Origin of the sequence: Paenibacillus beijingensis (assembly GCF_000961095.1) — a bacterium.
GTDB lineage: Bacteria > Bacillota > Bacilli > Paenibacillales > Paenibacillaceae > Paenibacillus_O > Paenibacillus_O beijingensis.
In genome coordinates, this window is record NZ_CP011058.1 from 2,055,409 (window position 1) to 2,077,954 (window position 22,546).

The window sequence follows — 22,546 nt, forward strand, 5'->3', positions numbered from 1 at the left end:
CCTTACAGGGCGCTAAGTTCAATCTCAAAGCCCAAATCTTCAATAATATGATGATCGGCCGTTACCTCTTGGCCCTCCGTCGTCAAATAATCGCCGACAAAAATCGAATTGGCTGCGTACAGCGACAGCGGCTGCAGCGTGCGCAGATTGACTTCGCGGCCGCCGGCGACGCGAATTTCTTTCGACGGGCAAATAAACCGGAACAAAGCGAGCACTTTCAGCGCTTTCATCGCCGGCGTGCGGCCCGCGTTTTCCAGCGGCGTTCCCGGGATGGCGTTCAGGAAATTGACCGGGATCGAATCCGCATCGAGCTCCCGCAGCGCATATGCCATTTCGACAATTTCCTCGTTCGTCTCGCCCATGCCGATAATGACGCCGGAGCAGGGGGACATGCCGTGCGTCTTAACCTTTTCCACCGTTTCAACGCGCTGGTCGTACGTATGGGTCGTCGTGATCGACGGGTAGTTCGCTTTGCTTGTGTTCAAGTTGTGGTTGTAGCGATGCACGCCCGCTTCCGCCAGCTGCTCCGCCTGTCCTTCCTTCAAAATGCCGAGACATGCGCAAATTTTGAGCGGCATCGTGGCGCGAATTTCTTTGACCGCTTCGACAACCTGGCCGAGCTCCTTGTCCGTCGGCCCTTTCCCGGCCGCCACAATGCAGTAGGTGCCCGCTTTGCGCGCCATCGCTTCGCGCGCCCCTGCCAGCAGCGTGTCTTTGTCGAGCAGCGTATATTTTTTTACGGGAGCGGTCGAAACGATCGACTGCGAGCAGTAACCGCAATCCTCGGGGCAAAGGCCGCTTTTGGCGTTAATAATCATGTTGAGCTTTACTTTTTTGCCGTAAAAGTGTTTGCGTACCGTAAAAGCAGCCTGCAAAATCGGCAGCACGTCGTCGTTGTCGGCCTCGAGCACGGCGAGCCCTTCTTCCATCGTTAAACGGTAGCCGCCGAGCGCTTTCTCGGCAAGCTGCTGCCAGTTTAGGCCGGCTTGAATTTTGGTCATCTCCATCATCCTCCTAAAGTTTTTCGTAAGAAAAACACTTCGTAAGCATAGGCTATGTTCGCATGCGAAGCGCGCTTCTCTCTCACCCGTTGCATCCAATCGTTCACAAATGGCAAACGTTTCTTCATCGGCTGTTAAATCCATTTGTCCGGAAAGGCAAGCGCTTCTTTTACCGCCGTTAAATCAATATGTTCGCAAACCGCCTGCACGAGCGCTTCCGTATTGGCAATATCGCGCACCCGGGGAAATCGCCCGAGCACTTTTAAGCCGCCGTACCTCTCAATCAGTTCCGCATTCGTAGCGACGCTCGGATCTTCCTGCGGATCGGTAGGCCCGCTGTCATTCAAAATAACGCCTGCTACCGGAACGCCGCGGCTTCGCAGCAGCGCCGCCGTCAACAGCGTATGGTTGATCGTGCCGAGCCCGGAGCGGGCCACGATCAGCGTTGGCAGCGCCAGCTGCGCGATGAGATCCGCCACGAGCGCTTCTTCGGTCAGCGGCACGGCTACACCGCCCGCGCCTTCGACGAGCAGCGCCTCGTAACGATCAGCCAGCGGCGCGCCCGCAGCGACAATCGCATCCAGCGTCAAGGTGACGCCTTCCTGCCGGGCGGCCAGCATCGGCGTCAGCGGCGCCGCGAACGTAAACGGCGCCACCGCCTCCGGCCGCTCGCCGATCCCTGCCGCCTGCAGCAGCCGCTCGGCATCGGTCTCGCCGCGGCCAAGCGGCGCGCCCGACTGCACCGGCTTCCAGACGCCGGCCTGCAGCCCTTCGGCGCGCAGCGCGGCGGCGAGCGCCGCCGTCACGACCGTCTTGCCGACGCCGGTGTCGGTCCCTGTTACGAAGATCCCGCGCAGCCGCCTTCCTCTTCCGCCGCAGCCTCGTTCGCGTTCCCCGTCACCGCTCCGTTCCTGTTCCCGTTCAAAGCTCGATTCGCGATCCCTCTCGCGGCTCCGTTCGAGCTGCCCGTCACCGCTCCATTCCTGTCTCGGTTCATCGCCTCGTTCGCGATTCCATTCCCGGCCCCATTCACTTCCGCTTTCTAAGCCGCCCGCCTTCATTATCCGTCCCAGCCTTCCTCGGTCACACTCACGATCGCTTCGGCCAAAATATCGGTCATGGCGTCAAGCTCGGCCTCGGTGCTCGCAAGCGGCGGAATGAAAACAATGACGTTGCCGAGCGGCCTCGTCAGCATGCCGAGCTCGCGGGCGCGCTTCGTCGTACGGACGCCGATCCGCTCCTCCCAATCGTAAGGCGCGCGCGACTCTTTATCGCGCACAAGCTCGATGCCGATCATCAGTCCCTGCTGGCGGATGTCGCCGACATGTCTGCGCGCAAGCAGCGGAGCCAGCTTCCGCTCCACAAACGATGCTTTCGTCCGGACGCCCTCGACCATGTTCCGCTCTTCCATAAGCCGCAGGCTTGCGAGCGCGACCGCACAGCCAAGCGGATTACCCGTAAAGGAATGGCCGTGGAAGAACGTTTTCCGCTCCTCATAATCGGCATAAAAAGCGCCGTATACTTCGTCCGTCGCCAGCGTCACCGCGACCGGCAAATATCCGCCGGTCAGCCCTTTGCCGACGACCATCAAATCGGGCGCTACCGCTTCGAGATCGCAGGCGAACATCGCTCCCGTGCGGCCGAAGCCGGTCGCCACTTCGTCGGCGATCAGCAGCACGCCGTACTCGCGGCACAGCGCCGCGATTTCGCGCAGGCAGCCCGGCGGCATCACAATAATGCCGCCGGCTCCTTGCACGATCGGCTCCACAATGAGCGCCGCAATCTCCTCCGCCCGCGTCTGCAGCAGCAGCCGCAGCGCGGACAGTGTCTCCTCCATCGCCGCAGCGGCGCCACCTTCATGGCGGTAGGCGTTCGGATACGGGATCAGGTGCGGCTTGAACAGCAGCGGACGGAACGTTTCGTGATAGAGCGGGATGGCGCCGACACTGACCGCGCCGATCGTATCGCCGTGGTACGCCTCATTCATCGAGACGAACGCCGTTTTGCCGCACACCCCTTTGTTCCGCCAATATTGAAACGCCATCTTGAGCGCTATTTCGACGCCGGTCGCTCCGGAATCGGAGTAGAATACTTTCCGCAATCCTTTCGGAGCGATCCGGACCAGCTGCTCCGCGAGCTCGATGGCCGGGACGTTAGCCATGCCGAGCAGCGTGGAATGAGCAACGCGCCCAAGCTGGTCCGTAATCGCCTCGTTCAGCTCCGGAACGTTGTGCCCGTGCACATTGAGCCACACGGACGAGAACCCGTCGTAATAGGCCCGGCCTTGAACATCGTAAAGGAAGACGCCTTCGCCGCGTTCGATTATGAGCGGATCGGCGTTATTGTAGTCCTTCATTTGCGTAAAAGGATGCCATAAGTGAGCCTTGTTCATGGCCGCAAGCCGTTCGTACTGCGCAGTCACGAATGGTACCTCCTCTTCTGCCTTATGTATTTGTTAACCAAATTAGAACCAAATAAGGTTAACAATTAATTGTGACCATTCTAGCAGAGCAAGGGCCGGCTGTAAATGAAATTTCGTAAGTAACGCTAAGCGCTAAGGGCGTGACCGGGATTTAATTCAAATTAACAAAGAAATACTTAGCATTGCTAAATATTACTCAGGGATACTCAGCCATCACGATGACCGGTTATGAACCGATTCCTTCCCGTTTTGTTTATCATTTTTGAAGAAAGACATAGGTTTTAAAAAGTGTCTAAAGTAATAGATGACGTGTCAATTATCGGGAGTTTAGTCGGATAGACAAAGAAGACTGGTTGGTATAATTTGTATATGTTACAAAAACTTGCAGAGGAGGATTTACAAATGAAATTGAAGTTCAAGCTGCTGTTTACGGTTCTTCTTACTTTTACGGTCCCATTCATGTTTCCTTTTTCAGCTTTCGCCGGAGCAGGAGCATGGGATTACAAAGGCAGTTACTGGATGACGTATCAGAGCCCGACGATAAAATCCGGTGGAGGATACTTTCAAGCATGTCTCTTAAGCAGCAGCGGCAGCGGCTACACGTTTACGCTTTATGAGGTTGACGAATCCGGAAATCCGCCTGAAACTGTGGGCACAGCTTTCATATCCAAAGGCAGCTGCAAAACCTTCTACGTGAACAACTATGTGGACGGTACTAACGATCAGGCGGAGCTTGTCTTATTTAAGGGAAACGATTCCTATGTAAAAGTAAGTTTCTATGATTGATTCAACTAACCGCTCGGCATCGGTCTCGCCGCGGCCAAGCGGCGCGCCCGACTGCACCGGCTTCCAGACGCCGGTGCAGTCCTTCGGCGCGCAGCGCGGCGGCGAGAGCCGCCGTCACAACCGTCTTGCCGACGCCGGTGTCGGTGCCGGCTACAAAAATGCGTCTGTTCCCATCAGGAGCGGGAAGCCGATGCGGAAACTCTTCCGCAAGGAAAACAGGTCATGCCGCTCATGATGGGACGGCTACTACCGGTACGATCCAAACGATCAACCGGAACGGGGCTGCAATGGTCAATCATGGATCCTGACCGTAATTTTCATCGCCTAAAGCTGAATATCAGCGATTGCATATAAAACTGCCGATCCGCTCATCTTTACTCGATCTCCGAAAGATTTGCAGTATAACGTTCCGCCGCGTCTGGAAAGCTGACTTGCCACCATTTCATCCTTTCCTAGACGTTTTGCCCAGTATGGGATGAAATTACAATGTGCAGAACCGGTGACAGGGTCTTCATTCACATTCAATTTCGGGAAAAAGCACCTGGAAACAAAATCGTATGTTTCGCTTTTGGCAGTAATTAAAACGCCCAAACCATCCTGTAATTGTGCCAGCTTAGGAAAATTGGGGGCAGCATTTTGGACATCGTCTTCCTTTTCCAGTACAAACAATAAATCTCTGCCCAGATAGGTTTCAATAGGCCTTACCCAAGGGCTTCGACCATTTGCTCTGTCAGCGTAAATTGTTCGGGCATGATGCTCGGGAAATCCATTTCATAAAGGTCCCCTTTTTTTACGACAACAAGTTCCCCGCTAATTGTTTGAAACTTGATTTGCTCTACATGAGGTTCATAATAGTTGGCAATAACATACGCTGTTGCCAAAGTAGCATGGCCGCAGAGGTCAATCTCTCCCCCGGGAGTAAACCATCTGAGACGATAGCCGTCCCCCTCTTTCACAGCAAATGCCGTTTCGGAAAGATTGTTTTCAATAGCAATGTTTTGCATCGTATCATCTGAATGCCATTTCTCCATGATGCAGACACCAGCAGGATTTCCTTCAAACAAGTTCTCGGCAAACGCGTCTACGACGTAATATTTCATTGGTATAACCTCCTTGTTTTTATCCAAACTTAACCATGTTGATTTTCTTCTCTCACACCGGAGTTGTCTCGTTTAAAATGTTATAATGTATTTGCTCGACAATGTTATTTTATATCGAAACCATATATAACACTCAACACCTTTATATAACACTTAAAGGAGATCAATATGTACTTTGAAATTCAACGCAATGCTGAAATTTCACTTTCCAAGCAAATATATCTCTCTATAGTTGACCAAATCCGATCAGGATTTCTGCAAGAAGGAATGCAATTACCTTCCGTACGCGATCTTTCGAAACAGCTTGAAGTGAGTTTGGTTACCGTCGTGAAGGCATACAACGAATTGGAACAAGACGGTTTTATTAACTCCGTTCAAGGAAAAGGAACATTCGTCAATGCGGAACGAAAAGCGGCAGCGGATACACAAACGGAGGCTCTTCCATTTAATTGGCAGCTATCTGTTCAAAATTATTTACCTCGATCCCAGTTTGCCCGTTTTCATCATGTCCCGGAAAAAATTCACCTCTCGTCCTCCATGGTTGATCCCGGACTTCTCCTTAATCGACCTCTGGAGCGGGAGATTCAGCAAATTCTTTCCGAAAACCCAAAAATTTTTTCTCAATATGGAGAGATTCAAGGGGATTCACAACTTAGAAATGCAATGTATGAGTATTTAAAAAAAGCTGAAGTTCCTGCTGAACCGGATAACCTATTAGTTACGAATGGTTCACAGCAAGGAATCGATCTTATTGCCCGTACCTTTATCGGACCAGGTGATGTAGTGGTGATGGAAGCCCCCACTTATCCGGGAGCGATTGATGTTTTTCGGGGGAGAGGGGCTACAATACTCACCGTGCCTGTTGATCATAGCGGGATGCGAGTAGATATTCTTCAACATTTATGCGACAAGCATAAACCAAAAATTATTTATACCATTCCTACTTTTCATAATCCGACAGGTGTTGTTATGACTTCCAAACGCCGCAGGCAGATTCTTGATCTGGCTCAAAGCATCCAAAGCATTATTATTGAGGACGATCCATGGAGTGAAGTTTATTTTAATAAAAAACCGCCGGCTGCCATTAAAAGTATGGATCATTACGGTCATGTCATCTACTTGAAGGGTTTAAGCAAAACACTTGCGCCAGGCTGCAGAATCGGAATATTAGCCGCTTCCGGTTCCATATTCAATCGTCTATTGGCAGCCAAGGCAAATGCTGATTTAGGAAGTCCTTTGCTTACACAAAAAATACTATTGCCGTTTATCCAATCTAAAAAAATGACCGATCATATGAAAAAACTAAGAACGGCTCTGAGGATAAGACGCGATTTGGTTCTTGATTTACTTTCACAACATTCGCCTGACGGCGTATCATGGGTAATCCCGGAGGGGGGATTAAACCTATGGATCAGTCTTCCTTCTTGGATCGATACTAATCTCCTCTTATTGGAAGCGAAAAAGCAGCATCTATCCTTTTTACCCGGGTCGGCATGTTATCCTGTCGAGCAAGAAAATCATCATTTACGATTGAGTTACTCTTACATGAGCGAGCAACAATTGCACCAAGGAGTTACAACATTATGCAGCATACTCCATTCCGAAATATCGTCAAAAAAATTGCATGACCACTCGCCCTATTTTTGATGTCAATCAGATGTAGAAAAATATAAATTTTTGGAGGCGGTGAGCGATTTTGCGGATGATAAAAAAACAGCGGTGGACCAGGACGTTATTTTGTCCCAGTCCACCGCTCTTTATTTTACTTCGTCATCCATTCCGGCTTCGAGAAGCCTTTGAATTGGTCGTCGATCGTGGCCACAAACTCCGGCGATTCGATCGCTGCCTTCAAATCTTTCGCGAACTGGCTGTCGATATCCTTCGTGTTGACCGCGACGATGTTGCGGTATTTTTCCTGCATGTTTTCCAGCTTCACGGCGGATGTCAAATCCATCTTGGCCGCAAGCGCGAAGTTGCCCGGCACAACCGCCAGATCGGTGCTGCCGACCGTCCGCGGTAGCTGTGCCGCCTCAAGCGGCTTCACGACGAGTTTCTTCGGGTTCTGGTCGATGTCCTGCTCGGAAATTTTGGACGGATCGGCGTCTTTTTTGAGCGTCACGATTCCAAAATCCTGCAGCATGAGCAGCGCGCGGTACAGGTTGGCCGGATCGTTCGGAACGGCCAGCTGACTGCCTTCCGCAATTTCGTCAATCGATTTGAACTTGTTTGAGTACAGCCCCATCGGTGCGGTCGGCACGCTGATGACGTCTTTCAGATCGAGCTTGTTGTCGGCCGAAAACTTTTGCAAATAAATGACGTGCTGGAACAGGTTCGCATCGATCGAGCCGTTCGCCAGCGCCTTGTTCGGCTGCACGTAGTCGTTGAATTCCACCACTTCAATCGTATATCCTTTTTTCTCCAAAATCGGGGCGATCGCTTTGCTGACCATGTCGCTGTATGGACCGGCCGTCGCGCCGATCTTCAGCGCTTTCTTCTCCGGGCTTCCGCCCTCGGAAGCTGCGCCGTTCTGGCTTGCGTCTTTGCCGCCGCAGCCTGCAAGCACCGTAAGTACGAGTGCCATCATCATCAAGAGTGTAATCGACTTTCTCATTTGCTTGTTGATCTCCTTTTTTCCATGCACAGTATGGTATTTCATCTCAACGTTTATCGACTTTGCGCGCCGCCCAGTCACCGATCAATTGAATGATTTGGACGAGTACGATGAGCACAACAACCGTTGTAAACAACACTAGATTATCGTAACGGTAATAGCCAAAGCGGATCGCCAGGTCGCCGATCCCGCCGCCGCCGACCGTACCGGCCATCGCCGAGTAGCCGAGCAGACTGATTGCCGTGATCGTCAGCCCGGAGATGATGCCGGACTTAGCTTCGGGCAGCAGCACCTCGCGGATGATAAGCCACGGCTTCGCGCCCGCCGCCACCGCCGCTTCAATGACGCCTTTGCTGACTTCCCGCAGCGAGGCCTCCACCAGCCGGGCGTAGAACGGAATCGCCGCCACCGACAACGGCACCGCCGCCGCCGTAGGACCGATCGTCGTGCCCAGAAGACCCTGTGTTACCGGCAGCAGCAGTACAAGCAGGATCAAAAACGGAATCGAACGGACCAGATTCGCCACAAAACCTAACAGCACATTGAAGGCACGGTTTTCAAAAAACAGCCCGCGGTCGCTGATAAACAGCAGGATGCCGATCGGAATGCCGGCCAAGATCGACAGGAACAGCGAGATGCCGACCATATACAACGTCTCATTGAAAGCTTTTACCATCTCCGGCAGCAGCCCGAGAATGTCATTCACGGTTCATCACCTCCACGCCGCAGTTCCGTCCGAGTAAATATTGAATCGCGTGATCGATCTCAACCGGACTTCCCGTTACTTCCATAATGAATGTGCCGAGCGGCTTGTCTCCGATATATTCGATCTTGCCGTGCAAAATATTCGCCTTGATTCCGCTCGCCTTCAGCAAGTCGTTTACGATCGCCTGCTCGGCTGCCTCATCGCGGAACAATACTTTCACGACTTTTCCGGCCGGATCGAGCTTGTCCCATAATTTCGGCGGCAGCTTGAATTCCAGCGTATTCTGAATAAATTCTTTCGTGAGCGGCTGCACCGGATTGGCAAAAATATCGTAGACTGCGCCTTCCTCGATGATTTGGCCGTTCTGCATAATGGCAACCTGATGGCACAAATCCTTCACCACTTCCATCTCGTGGGTGATGAGCACGATCGTCAGATCAAGCTTCCGGTTAATTTCCCGCAGCAGGGCGAGAATCGACTGCGTCGTAATCGGATCAAGCGCCGATGTCGGCTCGTCGCACAGCAGCACCTGCGGCTCGTTCGCGAGCGCCCGCGCGATCCCGACCCGCTGCTTCTGGCCGCCGCTCAGCTGCGCAGGATAGTGATCGGCATGCTCGTCCAGTCCCACCAGGTGAAGCAGCTCCGTCACCCGCTTGCGGATGTCGGCGGCCGGCTTGCCGGCGGCCTTGAGCGCAAATGCGACATTGTCGAACACCGTCTTGCTGCTGATGAGATTGAAATGCTGAAAGATCATGCCGATTTTTTGGCGGGCGATCCGCAGCTCCTCTTTCGAAAGGACGGTCAAATCGACGTTGTCCACCACGACCCGGCCCGACGTCGGCTTCTCCAGCAGATTGATGCAGCGCAGCACCGAGCTCTTGCCGGCCCCGCTGTACCCGACGATGCCGAATATTTGTCCTCTTGGAATGGTCAAATTAACGTTGTCGACACCGGTGACGGTTCCCTTTTTCGTTTTATATTCCTTATGCAGCTCAATAAGCTGAATCATGATTGTCCCCTCCAAGTAAAAACGCCCTTTCCATTTAGAAAAAGGCGTCACCATACGAGTACCTGTATCGATTATGACTGGGTTTCATCGGTTGACCTTATCTTGACCATAGGGTAAAAAAGATGAGTTTCACACAAACTAAATCATACTATTCTACTAGGTTATTGTCAATGATAGAATGGGAGCCGGGCGATCAAGTTTATTTTTCAAAGCGGCTTCTATAGCTTGTTCGATTTCGTTATAATATGGCAGTATGTATTCCGGTCCGGCGGATTCGTAACTTAAACTTTATTTGGAGGCTGTATATGCAGAAAGAATCCCCTGCCAACGTCAAAATTATCAATGCCGATCCGAGCGCGCTCGGCTTGTTTGGACTTGCCATCGTTACGCTGGTGGCCTCTTCCCAGAAGCTCGGCATTACGTCCGGCTACAGCTATGTGATCCCGTGGGCGATTTTCCTGGGCGCATTCGCCCAGCTGTTCGCCTGCATCCAGGATTCCAAGCGCAACAATACATTCGGCACAACGGCTTTCGGCGCCTACGCGTTCTTTTGGTTCGCAACGGCGGTGAACTGGTTGATTAAGATCGGCGCTCTTGGCGCCCCGCTTGCCGAAGGAGCCGACGGCAATCAGCTCGGTTTTGCGTTTGCCGGTTATTTCGTGTTTACGCTGTTTATGACTTTAGGTGCGCTTGAAACGAACAAAGTGTTGATCATCATCTTTGTTCTGATCGATTTTCTCTTTCTCGGCCTTACGCTCGACGCATTCGGCATCGCGCCGCACCTGTTCCACGCCGTAGCCGCTTATGCGGAGCTGGGCATCGGAATCGTCTCGCTGTACGGCGCGGGCGCTTCTGTGCTGAACATCCATTTCGGCCGCACGTTTCTGCCCGTCGGCGCGCCGCTCGGCATCTTTAAGCCGAGACGCTAGCCTTTTGCTGCCGTAATAGCGGCAGCTCCTCACCCCTTATATACGGAATGGGAACGGACAGAGAGTGCATATGCCGGACGAATGTACGCCATCCTCCGAACCACATCCTGACGAACAACCAAGGTATCGGCATCAACAACAGGTAACGCTTCACCGCCAGCTCATAAACAATGCCCGCAAATTCGCGAATGCCGAAATTGCGGGCATTGTTCCATTTTCACCCGCCTCATCAGTATATAAACAGATACTATATCACACGAATGTGCGTACTTCCGAAAAATGATTTATTCCCTATAATGGATCGTAGATTGCAAATGGGAAAGGATGTATGCACATGCCGCAAATGAAAGCTGTCGGTTTGCACCGGTATTTGCCGGTTAACGACCCCGAAAGTTTGATTGACGTCACGCTGGAGAAGCCCATCCCGCAGGGACGGGATTTGCTCGTACAAGTAAAAGCCGTTTCCGTTAATCCGGTCGATGTCAAAGTGCGCGCGCCAAAGCAAAAAACGGAAAGCTCGCCGCGCGTTCTCGGCTGGGATGCAGCCGGGATCGTGGAGGCCGTAGGACCGGATTGCACGCTGTTCCGGCCGGGAGACGAGGTCTATTATGCCGGCAGCATTACCCGTCCGGGCTGCAACAGCGAGTTTCATATCGTCGACGAACGGATTGTCGGAACGAAACCGCGCACGCTCGATTTTGCCCAGGCGGCGGCTTTGCCGTTAACGGCCATCACCGCATGGGAAGGATTGTTTGAGCGGCTCGGCATTTCGCAGCGCAAAGCCGACAATGAAGGCAAATCGGTACTCATCGTCGGTGCCGCCGGAGGCGTCGGCTCCATCGCGACCCAGCTTGCGGCAGATGCCGGATTGACGGTCATCGGTACCGCCTCCCGGCCGGAAACGTCCGAGTGGGCGCGGCAGCATGGAGCCGCATACACGATCAGTCATTACGAGCCTTTCACCGCCCAGCTGAAGCAGCACGGTTTGACATCGGTGGACTATATTTTTTGCTTGAACAACACGGATCAGCATTGGGAGCAAATGGCCGAGGCGATCGCCCCGCAGGGAAAAATATGCTCAATCGTCGAGACCGCCGCGCCGGTAAACCTGAAGCTGCTGAAAAACAAGAGCGCCGCGTTTGTTTGGGAGTTGATGTTTACGAGACCGATGTATGAAACGGAAGATATGATCGAGCAGCATCTGCTCTTAAACCGGGTTGCGGAAAAAATCGACGCCGGCGAGCTGCGGACAACGTTAAAGGAACGGCTCGCGCCGATCAATGCCGCCACCTTGCGCCAGGTCCATCAAATGGTCGAATCGGGCCGCACCATCGGCAAAATCGTTGTGGAGCATTTCGATTAAGAAACGAAGAGGAAGAGGCTGTTCCTTAAAGGGCGATCCTTGAGGGCGGCCTCTTGTTACTACTTCTCCGGAAGGGGGAGCGAACCATGGTCTGGCTTCATAAACGTTAAGATGAATTCGGTTTCATTTTCAGTGGACCGGAACGAAATTTTTCCGCCGTGGTTTTCCATGATTTGCTTGCAAATCGTTAAACCAAGACCCGTGCCATGCTCTCTTCCCGTTACAAACGGCTGGAACAATTTGTGCTGAATGTCGTCCGGAATTTTCGGTCCGTTGTTTGTAATTTTCAGATGGATCCATTGCTCGTCCTCTTCGCTTGCGATCCAGATCCGCTTCCCATCGCGCACGTTTCGAAGCGCATCGATACCGTTGTTGAGCAAATTGGAAACCACCTGCTGGATCGGCTTCTTTTGCACGTGAAGAGGCAGCAGCTCTTCGGGCAAGTCGATTGACAACTCGATATTTTCGCTGCTCAGAAGCGGGTTGACTAAAACAAGCACCGATTGAATGAGATCCCGGGCCTGCAGGCTGACGAACTTTTCTTCGACCGGTTTTTTGGAAAAGCTCAAAAATCCCGTTATTTGCATATGGATCATATCGAATTCCGTTTCGATAATTTGAATGTATTTCTCAACCGCCTGCAGCGATTGTTCCGGCAGCCGGGTGCGGATCAGCTTGATGAACCCTTTGATGGAGGTCAAAGGATTGCGGATTTCATGCGCCATACTGGCCGCCATTTTCCCGACCAGACTTAATTTATCCTCATGCAGCTCGTCTAATTCCCGGTCCTTTTCCTCCAGCAGCGAGCGGGCGTTGGTCCAATAGAAGTGGGAAACCTCTCTTTCAAAGGCGTCGATCCGTCTGTTTAAAACGGTAATCAACTTTATGACGGCAGCCGAATCGAATGGAGCATCGGATAAGGCTTCAAAAAACGCTTGGCGGAAAATGTGCGTGCTGTGTGCGATATGAACGAGGGGTACTTTTTTTTGAAATAATGCCTCGCACCACTGCGGCACCTGCTCAAAGGTCGGATGTTGATTGACGGGGATGTGGATGTCCATCATCAAATCAAAATAACGCGCTCCCTCTGTTCTTAATTTGTGTAAATCATAAAAATGGGGGTATTCGGTTTCAACTGCGTTCACCCAATTTTCGATGATGGCGTTTTTTTGAAGACGAACAAACTCAAGCGTTCGATCCATCCGGTAACCAGCTCCAGTAATTGCAATATTTTTCGTTTGCTTCCCGTAGGCAGCGGGTCGTATTGGTCATCTATTAATTTCTTGGTTTTTTTGAAAAAACCCTCCCATAACTAATGAAGCAGTTTTTTCCATTGCGCATGCCGGGATAAAAAAAACAAAATGGCCATCCATAACCGTAAAATGTTGTGGACAGCCATTTTGAGTTAATTCATACCGTGGAATCGGAATGCGTCGCCTTGGGTGAGAAGTAGCCGATCACGCCGTCATGCTGATGTCTCCACCAGGCGGAAGAAGGATAATGGCCCGAACCGACGACGACGGTCTCGCCGATTTTCGGCGTACATATGGCCGCGTTTTTCTCTTTCGCCGCTTTGACAGCACGCTCAACCGGGTCCGTCCAGGCATGCATCGCCAGCGAGAACGCACCCCAATGAATCGGAATCATCCGTTTCCCCTTTACATCAAGATGGGCCTGAACCGTCTCTTCCGGCACCATGTGAATGGCGGACCAGCGTCTGTCATATTGGCCGCATTCCATTAACGTCAGGTCGAACGGTCCGTATTTATCGCCGATTTGTTTGAAATGAGGACCGTACCCGCTGTCGCCGCTGAAGAAGAGACTGTTATACTCGCCTTTAATGACCCACGAGCACCATAATGTCGTATCGCGGCCCGTGAGCCTGCGTCCTGAAAAATGCCGTGCCGGCGTACTCGCGAGCGTAAGTCCTTCGAACTCCGCCTCTTCCCACCAGTCCAGCTCCGTAATGTTCTTGCGGTCGATACCCCAGCGTTCCAAGTGGGCGCCGACGCCGAGCGGAACAAAGAACCGCTTGACGTTATCTTTTAATTTCATAATCGTGCCGTAATCCAGATGATCGTAATGATCATGGGAGATCAGAACGGCATCGATCGGCGGAAGCTGATCCAATTGCAGCGAAAGCGTCGTCCGGTACCGCTTCCCTCCGATTTGCGGAAACGGTGACGGCGTTCTTCCAAGCATCGGATCGACGATCATCGTTTTCCCTTCCACTTCCAGCCACAGCGCAGAGTGGCCAAGCCACGTAACGCTCGCGCTCCGGTTGTCCTGCAGACGGAGCGGACGCCAGCGCTCTGCGGCGATCGGACGCACCGGCTTTCCTTCCGGCGTTCCTTTCATAAAGTCCAACAGGATGGAAATATTCGTTTTCAAGCTCGTATCCATCGCTGTCGGAATCAGATTGCGAAATTTTCCGCCCTCGAAATGGCGGGAGCGGGTAATGGTGCGCATCCGTTCTTCGGATAATTTCCCGCCAAAAGACGGAACGTAATTCATGACCAAATAAGCAGAAATAATGATTCCCGCAACGAATGCCAGCACAATGAGCAAAGTTGTCATCATCAATCACCTCTTCTCCGTTCTATCTATTATTTTGACGCATCCGGTGCCCTGATTGCAATATGAGTACCGCTGGATCCGTATGTAACTCTTGTAAAAAGGAAAGCTACCCAATATACTCACTAAAAGGAGAAGTATTTCACCAATTTATAATGGAGGCCGTCTTCCATGTCAAAATTCAAGAAAGATCCACTCGACAACACCAACACGCTCCTCACCCTTTCCAGCATATACAACTCCCTTACCCGCACGGAGAAAAAAATTGCCGACGCCATCCAGCAGGATCCGGAAACCGTCGTGTACGCCACCTTGACCGATCTGGCCGAGAAATCCGGCGTCGGGGAGACGTCCGTCCTGCGTCTCTGCCGCAAAATCGGCTTCGGAGGCTATCAGGAATTCAAGCTGGCGCTCGCCAAGGATCTGGTCGTTCCGATCAAAAACGTGCACAGCCAAATCGAAGAAACCGACGATCTCTCTACGATGGCAGCCAAAATCACCGCCGACAACATTCAGGCGCTGGAAAATACATTGTCGCTGATCGGCATCGGCGAATTGCAGAAAGCGATGGAGCTGATCGGGCGCGCGCGAAAAATTTATTTTTTCGGCGTCGGTTCCTCCGCTAATACGGCCGCCGACGGCAAATACCGGTTCATGCGCCTCGGCTTTAATGTGGAATTGGTCAGCGATCCGCATATTATGGCGATGGTCGCCACGTTAATGACGCCCGATGATGTCGTATTCGGCATCTCGACGTCCGGCAGCACGAAAGATTTGGTCGACGCGGTCCGTATCGCCAAGCAGAACGGAGCGTCGATCGTCTGCCTGACGAGCCATTCGCGTTCCCCGCTTACCCAGCAGGCGAATGTCGTGCTGCTGACCAAGTCGAGAGAAACGCCGCTGCAGGGAGGGGCTTTCTCTTCCAAAATCGCGCAAATTCACGTGCTGGATATTCTGTCCACGGCGACGGCGATCAACTACCGGGACAAAAGCTACGACGCGATCGAACGGACGGCCAAAGCGGTATTGGATAAAATCTATTAATACATCGGTCGGATAAATCCGCCATTTTTAATAAAGTAAAAGGAGTTATCATTTACAACTCTTTGATGTGCGGCGTATACTCAGTGTATACGCCATTTTCTGTTGGCTGCGGATTAATTGGCCGTGTGCGGCGCAGTGCGGTCTGCGGTCCCGCCGAACGGAGGATGAGAAGCGGAGGGAATGCTTTGTTGAACGAATGTGCGCTCGGGATCGATTTGGGCGGAACGAACATAAAGGCCGGATTGGTCGGCATGGACGGAACGCTGCTGCACCGGATGCTCGCGCCGACCGGAGCGGATGCCGGAGGGGAAGCGATCTACGCGAAGCTGCTGCAGACGGTGAGAAGCTTAAAGGCGGAAGCGGATAAGCAAGGATTGGCCATTCGTGGCATCGGCATCGGCACCGCCGGACAAGTGGACCAGCGGCGGCAAAAAGTCGCTTCGGCCACCTCCAATTTGCCGGGATGGGCGGATATTCCGCTGACGGAACGGATGGCGTGCGACACCGGCCTCCCGGTGAGGATCGATAACGACGTCAACGTACTGGCGGCGGGCGAAGCTTGGCTTGGCGCCGGCCGGCCGTGGGACTCGTTTCTGTGCGTGACGCTCGGCACCGGCATCGGCGGCTGCTTCGTGTCGGACAAGCGCCCTTATTACGGCAAGCACGGCTACGCGGGTGAATTCGGCCATCACGTCATTCAGGCGGGAGGGGCGCCCTGCAACTGCGGCAGGAGCGGCTGCTGGGAGCAGTATGCGTCGGTAACGGCCCTTCGCCGCACGTTGGACCGGGTTTTCGGCGTCGATTCAGGTATTACGCCGGAAGTGCTGTTCGAGCGTGCCCGGGCCGGCATCCCGGAAGCGCTGCGGATTGTGGACGACTATGCGGAGCATGTCGCCGCCGGACTTATTAATTTGATCCATCTGTTCGATCCGGACGGCATCGTGATCGGCGGGGCGATTACGGCGCAAGGAGAGTTTCTGCTTGGGCGCATCCGCCGCCTGACCGGCGCCGGCACGCTTGCCGCCTATGCGGAAGATCCGGTGCCGGTCGAGCCGGCATTGCTCGGCGACAATGCCGGCATCATCGGCGCCGCCCGGATCGCTGCGGAGGCAACGCAAGCTTTATAACCTGAAAGCGAACGCCAAGCGGGGGCTCGGCGTTCGCTTTTTTCAACCCGAACTTTTGGGGTCACCCTCCGCACTTTGGGCTCGCCCTTCGGACTTTTGGGGTCACCCTCCGCACTTTGGCGCACTCTCCGGACTTTTGGAGTCACCCCTAAAAGTGGAATTGACGACTGGCCGGATGCCGTACGGTGTCTTCCATTTTCATCCGAATTTGATGCTGGCAATCTTTCCTCTTTCCACAAAACCGATGTTTTGATAAACCTTGTTCGAATCCGGATTTTTCAAATCCGCATATAACATCGGGGTTAGGCGCTCTCCTTCCAGAACCGAACACAATTCGGACACGATCGCGCTTGCGAAGCCGTTCTTCCGCAATGCAGGAGGCGTATACACAGCGTTGATACGTGCGTGTCTTGGCGAACGATGGGCGATATTGGCCATCGAGACAGGTTTCCCCTCAACGATCCAGAGATAGAAGTTGCCGGTCTCGACCGCTCTCTCAGCAGCCGGGATTTGACTGGCCGGATCAACCGGAACGCCAAACGCCTCCGCCGAGAAGCCGGCCATATATTCCGCAATCAGCTCCACGTTCTGCCGCCCCGCTTGTCGGATCTCTCCCGTAACATTCCATGGTTTTATCACTTTCGGGCAATGGTACGATTCCATCATCATGGAAGTATGATACGCGGTTCCGCCGCTTTTTGAATAGACCTCTGCAAACATCTCTGCCGTTTCGGGAGCCGCCGATATGCCGGGCAAAGAAGCGCCGCTCAATTGATGCACCAGCTCCCGCACAATGCTCTTTCTGTCGTCGTCCGTCACCGTTTGAGAAATCCACAGCCACGCAGGGTGTCCCTGTGACTTTGCAAAAATCATGCTTCCGTCAGATGCCTTATACCCGATCGAGCTCTCGAACCCGTTAATAAAATGCAGCAAATTGTACGGAACTTCATCACGCATAAACGGACTCTCATTTAATAGGCTGTCGTTTGTAACGAGCTTTTCCAGCGTACAGTCCCCTCCTTCAATTGATTCGGAATACGGGCATTCCATGTCTCCTGCTTCGCTAAGCTTTCATCCCTCCCCCATTGATTTCGTCGTAAAGCGGAAATGAGTGATGCCGCACGTTTAGGCTCCGTTCGAGTCAGCACGATTCGATTCGTTCCGGATGAGGGAGTGATGGATGCCAGGTTATTATTTCGTAACGGCTGCCACAGTCGCTAATTTGATGAAAATGACCCCTTTGAAATTTTAACGGTGATGAGCGCAGCTATTGGTTGCAAGAATAGCTCGGTTTGAGCGTAAACCATCAGATAAGGTCTCTTACAGCCGTTAGATTGTGCAAAAGGGCATTTTGAGCACATTAACGTCGTTGCCAGCCGTTAGCTCTCGGAGGTCGCGGGGCGAAGTTCCTCGCGCGAGGTGCGACGGCCGAACCTACGACCCCATCGCTGCCAGCGATGCGCTCTATCCACTTAGATTCGCATAACTTCCTACACAACAAAAAACCCCGTCCCGCTAGGGACGGAGCTGCTCCGCGTTACCACCCTGATTGGTGTACAAACGATACACCCTCTCTGTCATCATCCATCAATGATGCTCCTTTGTAACGGCAGGATCCCGGGTCTGCCTACTGTAAGTTTCGTCAGACCTGCTCGGAGGCGATGTTTCGAATCCGGATACTGACTGCTTCGCACCGGCCAGCAGCTCTCTGTTCAGATTTCCCTGGATCTACTTGTCCTCTTCTTCGCATGTAATTACTTCAAGTTTATTCCAGTTTAAAGGCGCAGTCCCCTCCCGTCAAGGATTTTACGCCGTCTCTAAAGGATCCGACCGGTTTATTATAGAAATTAGATCCTTATTCCGCCCCGTTCCCGGGCGCATCGGCCGCGCAGCGGAACCCGATGTTCCCCGTTGAGCTGTCGTGGGTGTTGCGGCTGCGCGCCGCGACCCGGTACCGGTTGCAGTACGACTTGTGGCATAAATACGAGCCGCCTCGGAGCGACTTCTCGCTTCCCCGCGGCGGTCCCTTTGGATTCACCCGCGGACCGTTCACATGGTAATTCGGACTGAACCAGTCCGAGCACCATTCCCAGACGTTGCCCGAAACATTGTAGAGCCCGTAACCGTTCGGGGAAAACGACCTTACCGGCGCCGTTCCCGCATACCCGTCGCTTGCATTGTTTTTATCCGGGAATTTGCCCTGCCAAATGTTGCAGCGGTGCTCCCCGTCCGGCTTCAGCACGTCTCCCCACGGATACCGCTTCTGAACGAGTCCGCCGCGGGCGGCATACTCCCATTCCGCTTCGGTCGGCAGCCTTTTGCCGGCCCATTTGCAGTAAGCTTCCGCATCATTCCATGAAACATGCGTTACGGGATGATCGAGCCGGTCCTCGATTCCGCTGTCCGGTCCTTCCGGTCGGTTCCATGCAGCGCCTTCCACGACGAACCACCACGGCGTCTGCGCCGGCGTTTGGGTCACCTTCTTTGCCGTCTCGGGAGAGACGAACAAGTGAAACACAAAGGACCAGCCGAACTTCTCGGCCTCCGTCCGGTAGCCGGTTTCGTTCACAAACTGTTGAAACTGGGCATTGCTGACCGTGCACGGATCGATATAAAACGGATCGAGACGCACAGAACGCACCGGCCCTTCGCCGTCCGAAGGGAACCCTTCCGTGTCGTCCGTTCCCATCAAGAAATCGCCGCCCGCCAAATAGATCATTCCATCCGTAACCCGACTCTCCGGTACCGAAAGCGCATCCCCGGCAGCCGGTGGATGGTGTACGCCGGCTTGGTCAGGGCGGCCTGTTCCGGACGGGTCGCCCCCGGACCTGTCGATGCCGGACCTGCCGGCGGAACAGCAGCTTCGTTTCTCCATCATGTTCAATATCCTTTCTTAAGAGAGCCTGTCCGACTGCGCGGATGGTCAGGCAAATTCGCGTGGATGCAGGCGCCGCAGCAGCCCGGTCTGTTCCGCAATCAGCTCGGCCGTCAGGTTCGTTATGGTAGCCGATGTTAAATGCGTTACTTCAGCGATATGCTGTCTGGAAGTGCGCCCAAGCTTTAATAGAACCTGAAGAACCTGGGTACGGTTTGTTTGCTTCGTTCGAATATTGTTCTGACCTTTAAGGTTCATTCCGGCAAAACTCCTTTTCATTCCGATTGCCGCAAGCGCAAATCGTTTGTAAACCAAAGCCCGTAACTGAGCATGCTCAGCACAATGGACGTGATAGCCGCCGAGCAGGCGACGATCAACATAATGAGAATCTGATAGCGTACCGCCTCGATCGGATCGGCTCCGGCGACGATCATGCCCGTCATCATACCGGGAAGCTGCACAATCCCCACCGTCTTCAGACTGTCGATCGTCGGGATCATGCTCGTCTTCACCGATCGTTTCAGCGACGCTTGAATCGCCTGCCGCGCCGTCGCCCCTAGCGACAGCAGCGTTTCGATTTCGCCGCGCGAAGAGTCGATTTCCCGCTTCATGGCGTTCAGCAGCAGCCCCGATACGACCATCGCATTGCCCATCAATATTCCGGTTAACGGAATGATGTATTTCGGCGTCGCTTCGATCAGCCGAAGCCCGATTAGCAATGTCATCGTGACGATTTCAGTGGCCGTCACCGCCACGATAATCCGCCATAAGAGCCCCTTCAGCCCTTTTCCCCGCTTGGCCGCATTCCATGCCGCCACCACAATCATGACGGCGACGATCAGCAAAATAAGAAGCGGATGTTCCGTCTGAAACACATACTGCAGCACATAACCGACGGCCAGCAGCTGCACGACGCAGCGCACCGTTCCCCAGGCGATATCTTTCTCAAGCCCCAGCTTCCGCCACATCGAGATGCCGATTGTAATCGCGACAAACACAAGTGTGAGAATTAAAGCTAACGTCGTCATACGGGCTGCTCACCTGCCTCGGACCATTGTAAAAAGGTTCTCGCTTCAATCGAAGACGGGTGCTTGAAAAAACGTTCGGTCTCACAGTCTTCAAGCAGCGTCCCTTCGCCCATGAACCAAACCCGTCCGCTCTGATTGCGGGCCTGCTCCAAATCGTGCGTCACCCAGATCATCGCGGCACCTTCGTTTCGGGACCAAGCACTTAATACCTCTTCCACCGCATGCTTGCTGTGTACATCCAGCGAAGCCGTAATTTCATCGAGCAAAAACAGTTCCGGCCGCAGCAGCAGCGAGCGGATGAGCGCCAGCCGCTGCTTTTCCCCGCCGGACAGGCCGGACGCGCTTTTGTTCCAGTGAATATGCGCAAGACCGAGGCTGTCCATTAAACGCCGGGCAAGCGGCTTATCAAAGGCGGTGCGGTGAAGAACACTTACCGTCCGCAAGTTATCCTCAACGCTTCCGGGAAGCATGACCGCCTGCTGCGAGACGTAGCATACTTTCATTCGCCACTCTCTTGGCTGCCACTGGCCGGACGGTTTGCTATGCAATAAGAGAGTGCCTTCATCCTGACGGTCAAGCAGCGCAAGGATGCGCAGCAGGGTGCTTTTTCCTTGCCCGGATGCCCCTAGCAGGGCGATCGTTTCCCGCTCGTCGACCGTCGATGAAACGCCGGCGAACAAATACGGACGCCCTCCCTGCTCCACAACTTTCTTTAACCGTTCGATTTTCAGAAGATGGGACATCGGTTTCTACCCCTCCGTTTATCAATGACGCCCTGTTCAAGCGGCTGAAGGAGCGCCTCGAATGCCGTTCTTTCGCTGCCGCTTATCATACTACAACATGCAAAATATAACAATTTGTCAGCCTTTGCGACAACTTTGCCAGCACGGCCCGATAGCAGTTCCACCCCGTCCGGATAACGGTGTTTGTTAGGCTGCAATCAGTCGCCCTTTACACAGCGCCCGCGCCGTCATATCCTTTTGTCATAAGGATTGTGGATTTCGTTCGAAAGGAGCCGCTCCCCGATGCTGAAAATCAGCGCCTTTTCCAAGCTCAGCCGCGTATCCGTCAAAACGCTGCGCTATTACGACGAGCTTGGGCTGCTGAAGCCCGCCTTAGTCGATAAGCATAACGGCTACCGCTATTATACTGCGCAGCAGCTGCTGACGGTGAAACGCATCGTCGCGTTTAAAGAGCAGGGCTTTACATTAGAGCAGATTATGCCGCTCTTGCAGGAAGATGTGCCGCCCGCATTGGTGAAAACGTCCTTAATCGCCAAGCAAGCCGAGCTTCTGCAAACGATCGAAGAAGCGCAGCGTCAGCTGCATGAAATCGGGCAGCGGCTCAGCCATGTCCACGGAGCGGATGACCATGACGCCGAATTTACAGTATCGGTGAAAAAGGTGGAGCCGCAGCTTTCCGCCTCCATTCGCGACGTTGTCCCGCGTGCGAACTTGTGCCTGATGCTCGATGAATTGGCGCGGCATGTGCGTTCCCACGGGGAAAATGACAGTCGCTCGCTCACCGTTCTGTGGCACGATTGCAGCGGCGAGGAAGATCTCGTCGATCTTGAAGTCGCCATTCCGGTCTCGAAGGAAATACCCGGCAGCGGCAGAACGAGGATCGGACTGCTGCCGGAGCTGAAAATGGCCGCTTCGCTCGTGCACCGCTGCGACCCATACGGCAGTTCCTGCCCGGCCGCCGCCGAGCTGGCCGCGTGGATCGGCTCTAACGGCTACGTCCCGAGCGACGAGCAGCCGATCCGGGAAATTTATTTGACGTCCGATAAAGATCTATACGGAAATATGCGGCTTGCCGAAGTGCTCGTTCCCGTCGAGCACGCCGCCAGGCATGTTTAGCGGCCGCTTCCATTCCCCTTTTTTCTTTGCAGGCCTGCAGAGTAATTAAGGGGGAGTTTTTGTGCTTTTTTTGCGGTCCAGGGCCGGTTCGAATTCCTGCTCTCTCTCTTTG

At 53.5% G+C, this 22,546-nt stretch carries 20 protein-coding genes, 2 pseudogenes and 1 other annotated feature; of the genes and pseudogenes, 7 read left to right on the plus strand and 15 right to left on the minus strand.

Annotated elements, in window-relative coordinates; genetic code table 11:
* Positions 1-2: 2 nt before the first annotated feature.
* The 3 genes from bioB to bioA form a co-directional block, all read right to left on the minus strand.
* Positions 3-1,001, minus strand: a complete 999-nt coding sequence (bioB, locus tag VN24_RS09145; RefSeq protein ID WP_045670153.1) for a biotin synthase BioB — start codon at positions 999-1,001, stop codon at positions 3-5.
* A gap of 134 nt (positions 1,002-1,135) precedes the next feature.
* Positions 1,136-2,062, minus strand: a complete 927-nt coding sequence (gene bioD / locus VN24_RS09150) for a dethiobiotin synthase (RefSeq protein ID WP_082083691.1) — start codon at positions 2,060-2,062, stop codon at positions 1,136-1,138.
* Positions 2,062-3,393 carry an adenosylmethionine--8-amino-7-oxononanoate transaminase gene (gene bioA, locus VN24_RS09155; RefSeq protein WP_045673137.1) on the minus strand — a complete coding sequence of 444 codons (1,332 nt, stop codon included), beginning with the start codon at positions 3,391-3,393 and terminating at the stop codon, positions 2,062-2,064. The genes bioD and bioA overlap by 1 nt, the downstream gene beginning before the upstream one ends.
* 432 nt (positions 3,394-3,825) lie before the next feature.
* On the opposite strand from bioA, the gene VN24_RS09160 reads away from it, so the two are divergent.
* Positions 3,826-4,209, plus strand: coding sequence for a hypothetical protein (locus tag VN24_RS09160; protein WP_052702873.1), 384 nt, complete (start codon positions 3,826-3,828; stop codon positions 4,207-4,209).
* Between the two features lie 6 nt (positions 4,210-4,215).
* Here the strand turns inward: VN24_RS09160 and VN24_RS26855 are convergent.
* Together VN24_RS26855 and VN24_RS09170 are read right to left on the minus strand one after the other, a co-directional pair.
* Positions 4,216-4,369, minus strand: a pseudogene (locus VN24_RS26855) (AAA family ATPase); the annotation flags it as partial.
* 164 nt (positions 4,370-4,533) lie between these two features.
* Positions 4,534-5,309, minus strand: a pseudogene (locus tag VN24_RS09170) (PhzF family phenazine biosynthesis protein).
* 168 nt (positions 5,310-5,477) lie between these two features.
* Here VN24_RS09170 and pdxR point away from each other — a divergent pair.
* Entirely contained in the window at positions 5,478-6,956 is a 1,479-nt protein-coding gene (gene pdxR, locus VN24_RS09175) for a MocR-like pyridoxine biosynthesis transcription factor PdxR (RefSeq protein ID WP_045670155.1), read from the plus strand.
* Between the two features lie 115 nt (positions 6,957-7,071).
* Here the strand turns inward: pdxR and VN24_RS09180 are convergent, their stop codons facing one another.
* From VN24_RS09180 to VN24_RS09190, 3 genes are read right to left on the minus strand one after another with little or no spacing between them, the layout of a single operon-like run.
* Positions 7,072-7,920 (minus strand): MetQ/NlpA family ABC transporter substrate-binding protein, encoded by an 849-nt coding sequence (locus tag VN24_RS09180; protein ID WP_045670156.1) that lies wholly within the window; start codon positions 7,918-7,920, stop codon positions 7,072-7,074.
* Positions 7,921-7,966: 46 nt separating this feature from the next.
* Complete coding sequence (locus VN24_RS09185) at positions 7,967-8,596, minus strand: methionine ABC transporter permease (RefSeq protein WP_045673139.1); 630 nt, start codon at positions 8,594-8,596, stop codon at positions 7,967-7,969.
* Between the two features lie 22 nt (positions 8,597-8,618).
* Positions 8,619-9,635 carry a methionine ABC transporter ATP-binding protein gene (locus VN24_RS09190; RefSeq protein WP_045670157.1) on the minus strand — a complete coding sequence of 339 codons (1,017 nt, stop codon included), beginning with the start codon at positions 9,633-9,635 and terminating at the stop codon, positions 8,619-8,621.
* Between the two features lie 305 nt (positions 9,636-9,940).
* On the opposite strand from VN24_RS09190, the gene VN24_RS09195 reads away from it, so the two are divergent.
* Both VN24_RS09195 and VN24_RS09200 read left to right on the plus strand, forming a co-directional pair.
* Positions 9,941-10,564: an acetate uptake transporter gene (locus VN24_RS09195; RefSeq protein WP_045670158.1), complete on the plus strand. Its 624-nt coding sequence runs from the start codon at positions 9,941-9,943 to the stop codon at positions 10,562-10,564.
* A 334-nt stretch (positions 10,565-10,898) separates the two neighbouring features.
* Entirely contained in the window at positions 10,899-11,927 is a 1,029-nt protein-coding gene (locus VN24_RS09200) for a zinc-binding alcohol dehydrogenase family protein (RefSeq protein WP_148505216.1), read from the plus strand.
* A gap of 59 nt (positions 11,928-11,986) precedes the next feature.
* On the opposite strand, the gene VN24_RS09205 is transcribed toward VN24_RS09200, so the two are convergent.
* Complete coding sequence (locus tag VN24_RS09205) at positions 11,987-13,129, minus strand: sensor histidine kinase (protein WP_045670160.1); 1,143 nt, start codon at positions 13,127-13,129, stop codon at positions 11,987-11,989.
* A 208-nt stretch (positions 13,130-13,337) separates the two neighbouring features.
* On the minus strand, positions 13,338-14,507 hold the full coding sequence (locus VN24_RS09210) for an MBL fold metallo-hydrolase (RefSeq protein WP_338012229.1): 1,170 nt from the start codon (positions 14,505-14,507) through the stop codon (positions 13,338-13,340).
* 165 nt (positions 14,508-14,672) lie between these two features.
* On the opposite strand from VN24_RS09210, the gene VN24_RS09215 reads away from it, so the two are divergent.
* The gene (locus VN24_RS09215; RefSeq protein WP_045670161.1) at positions 14,673-15,545 is read left to right on the plus strand and encodes a MurR/RpiR family transcriptional regulator; all 873 of its coding nucleotides are present in this window, start codon (positions 14,673-14,675) and stop codon (positions 15,543-15,545) included.
* A gap of 185 nt (positions 15,546-15,730) precedes the next feature.
* Complete coding sequence (locus VN24_RS09220) at positions 15,731-16,672, plus strand: ROK family protein (RefSeq protein WP_045670162.1); 942 nt, start codon at positions 15,731-15,733, stop codon at positions 16,670-16,672.
* Positions 16,673-16,870: 198 nt separating this feature from the next.
* Here VN24_RS09220 and VN24_RS09225 read toward each other — a convergent pair whose 3' ends face one another.
* The 5 genes from VN24_RS09225 to VN24_RS09245 all read right to left on the minus strand — a co-directional run bounded on the left by VN24_RS09225 (position 16,871) and on the right by VN24_RS09245 (position 21,318).
* The gene (locus VN24_RS09225; RefSeq protein ID WP_238590866.1) at positions 16,871-17,629 is read right to left on the minus strand and encodes a GNAT family N-acetyltransferase; all 759 of its coding nucleotides are present in this window, start codon (positions 17,627-17,629) and stop codon (positions 16,871-16,873) included.
* Between the two features lie 557 nt (positions 17,630-18,186).
* Positions 18,187-18,426, minus strand: a binding site (T-box leader).
* Positions 18,427-18,527: 101 nt separating this feature from the next.
* On the minus strand, positions 18,528-19,550 hold the full coding sequence (locus tag VN24_RS09230) for a formylglycine-generating enzyme family protein (protein WP_045670164.1): 1,023 nt from the start codon (positions 19,548-19,550) through the stop codon (positions 18,528-18,530).
* 45 nt (positions 19,551-19,595) lie between these two features.
* The gene (locus VN24_RS09235) at positions 19,596-19,805 is read right to left on the minus strand and encodes a hypothetical protein (RefSeq protein ID WP_045670165.1); all 210 of its coding nucleotides are present in this window, start codon (positions 19,803-19,805) and stop codon (positions 19,596-19,598) included.
* 17 nt (positions 19,806-19,822) lie between these two features.
* A complete protein-coding gene (locus VN24_RS09240; RefSeq protein ID WP_045670166.1) occupies positions 19,823-20,575 on the minus strand; it encodes an ABC transporter permease in 753 nt (250 codons plus the stop codon).
* Entirely contained in the window at positions 20,572-21,318 is a 747-nt protein-coding gene (locus VN24_RS09245; RefSeq protein WP_045670167.1) for an ABC transporter ATP-binding protein, read from the minus strand. Before VN24_RS09245 ends, VN24_RS09240 begins: the two co-directional genes overlap by 4 nt.
* A gap of 282 nt (positions 21,319-21,600) precedes the next feature.
* On the opposite strand from VN24_RS09245, the gene VN24_RS09250 reads away from it, so the two are divergent.
* Positions 21,601-22,434, plus strand: a complete 834-nt coding sequence (locus VN24_RS09250) for a MerR family transcriptional regulator (protein ID WP_045670168.1) — start codon at positions 21,601-21,603, stop codon at positions 22,432-22,434.
* Positions 22,435-22,546: the final 112 nt, after the last annotated feature.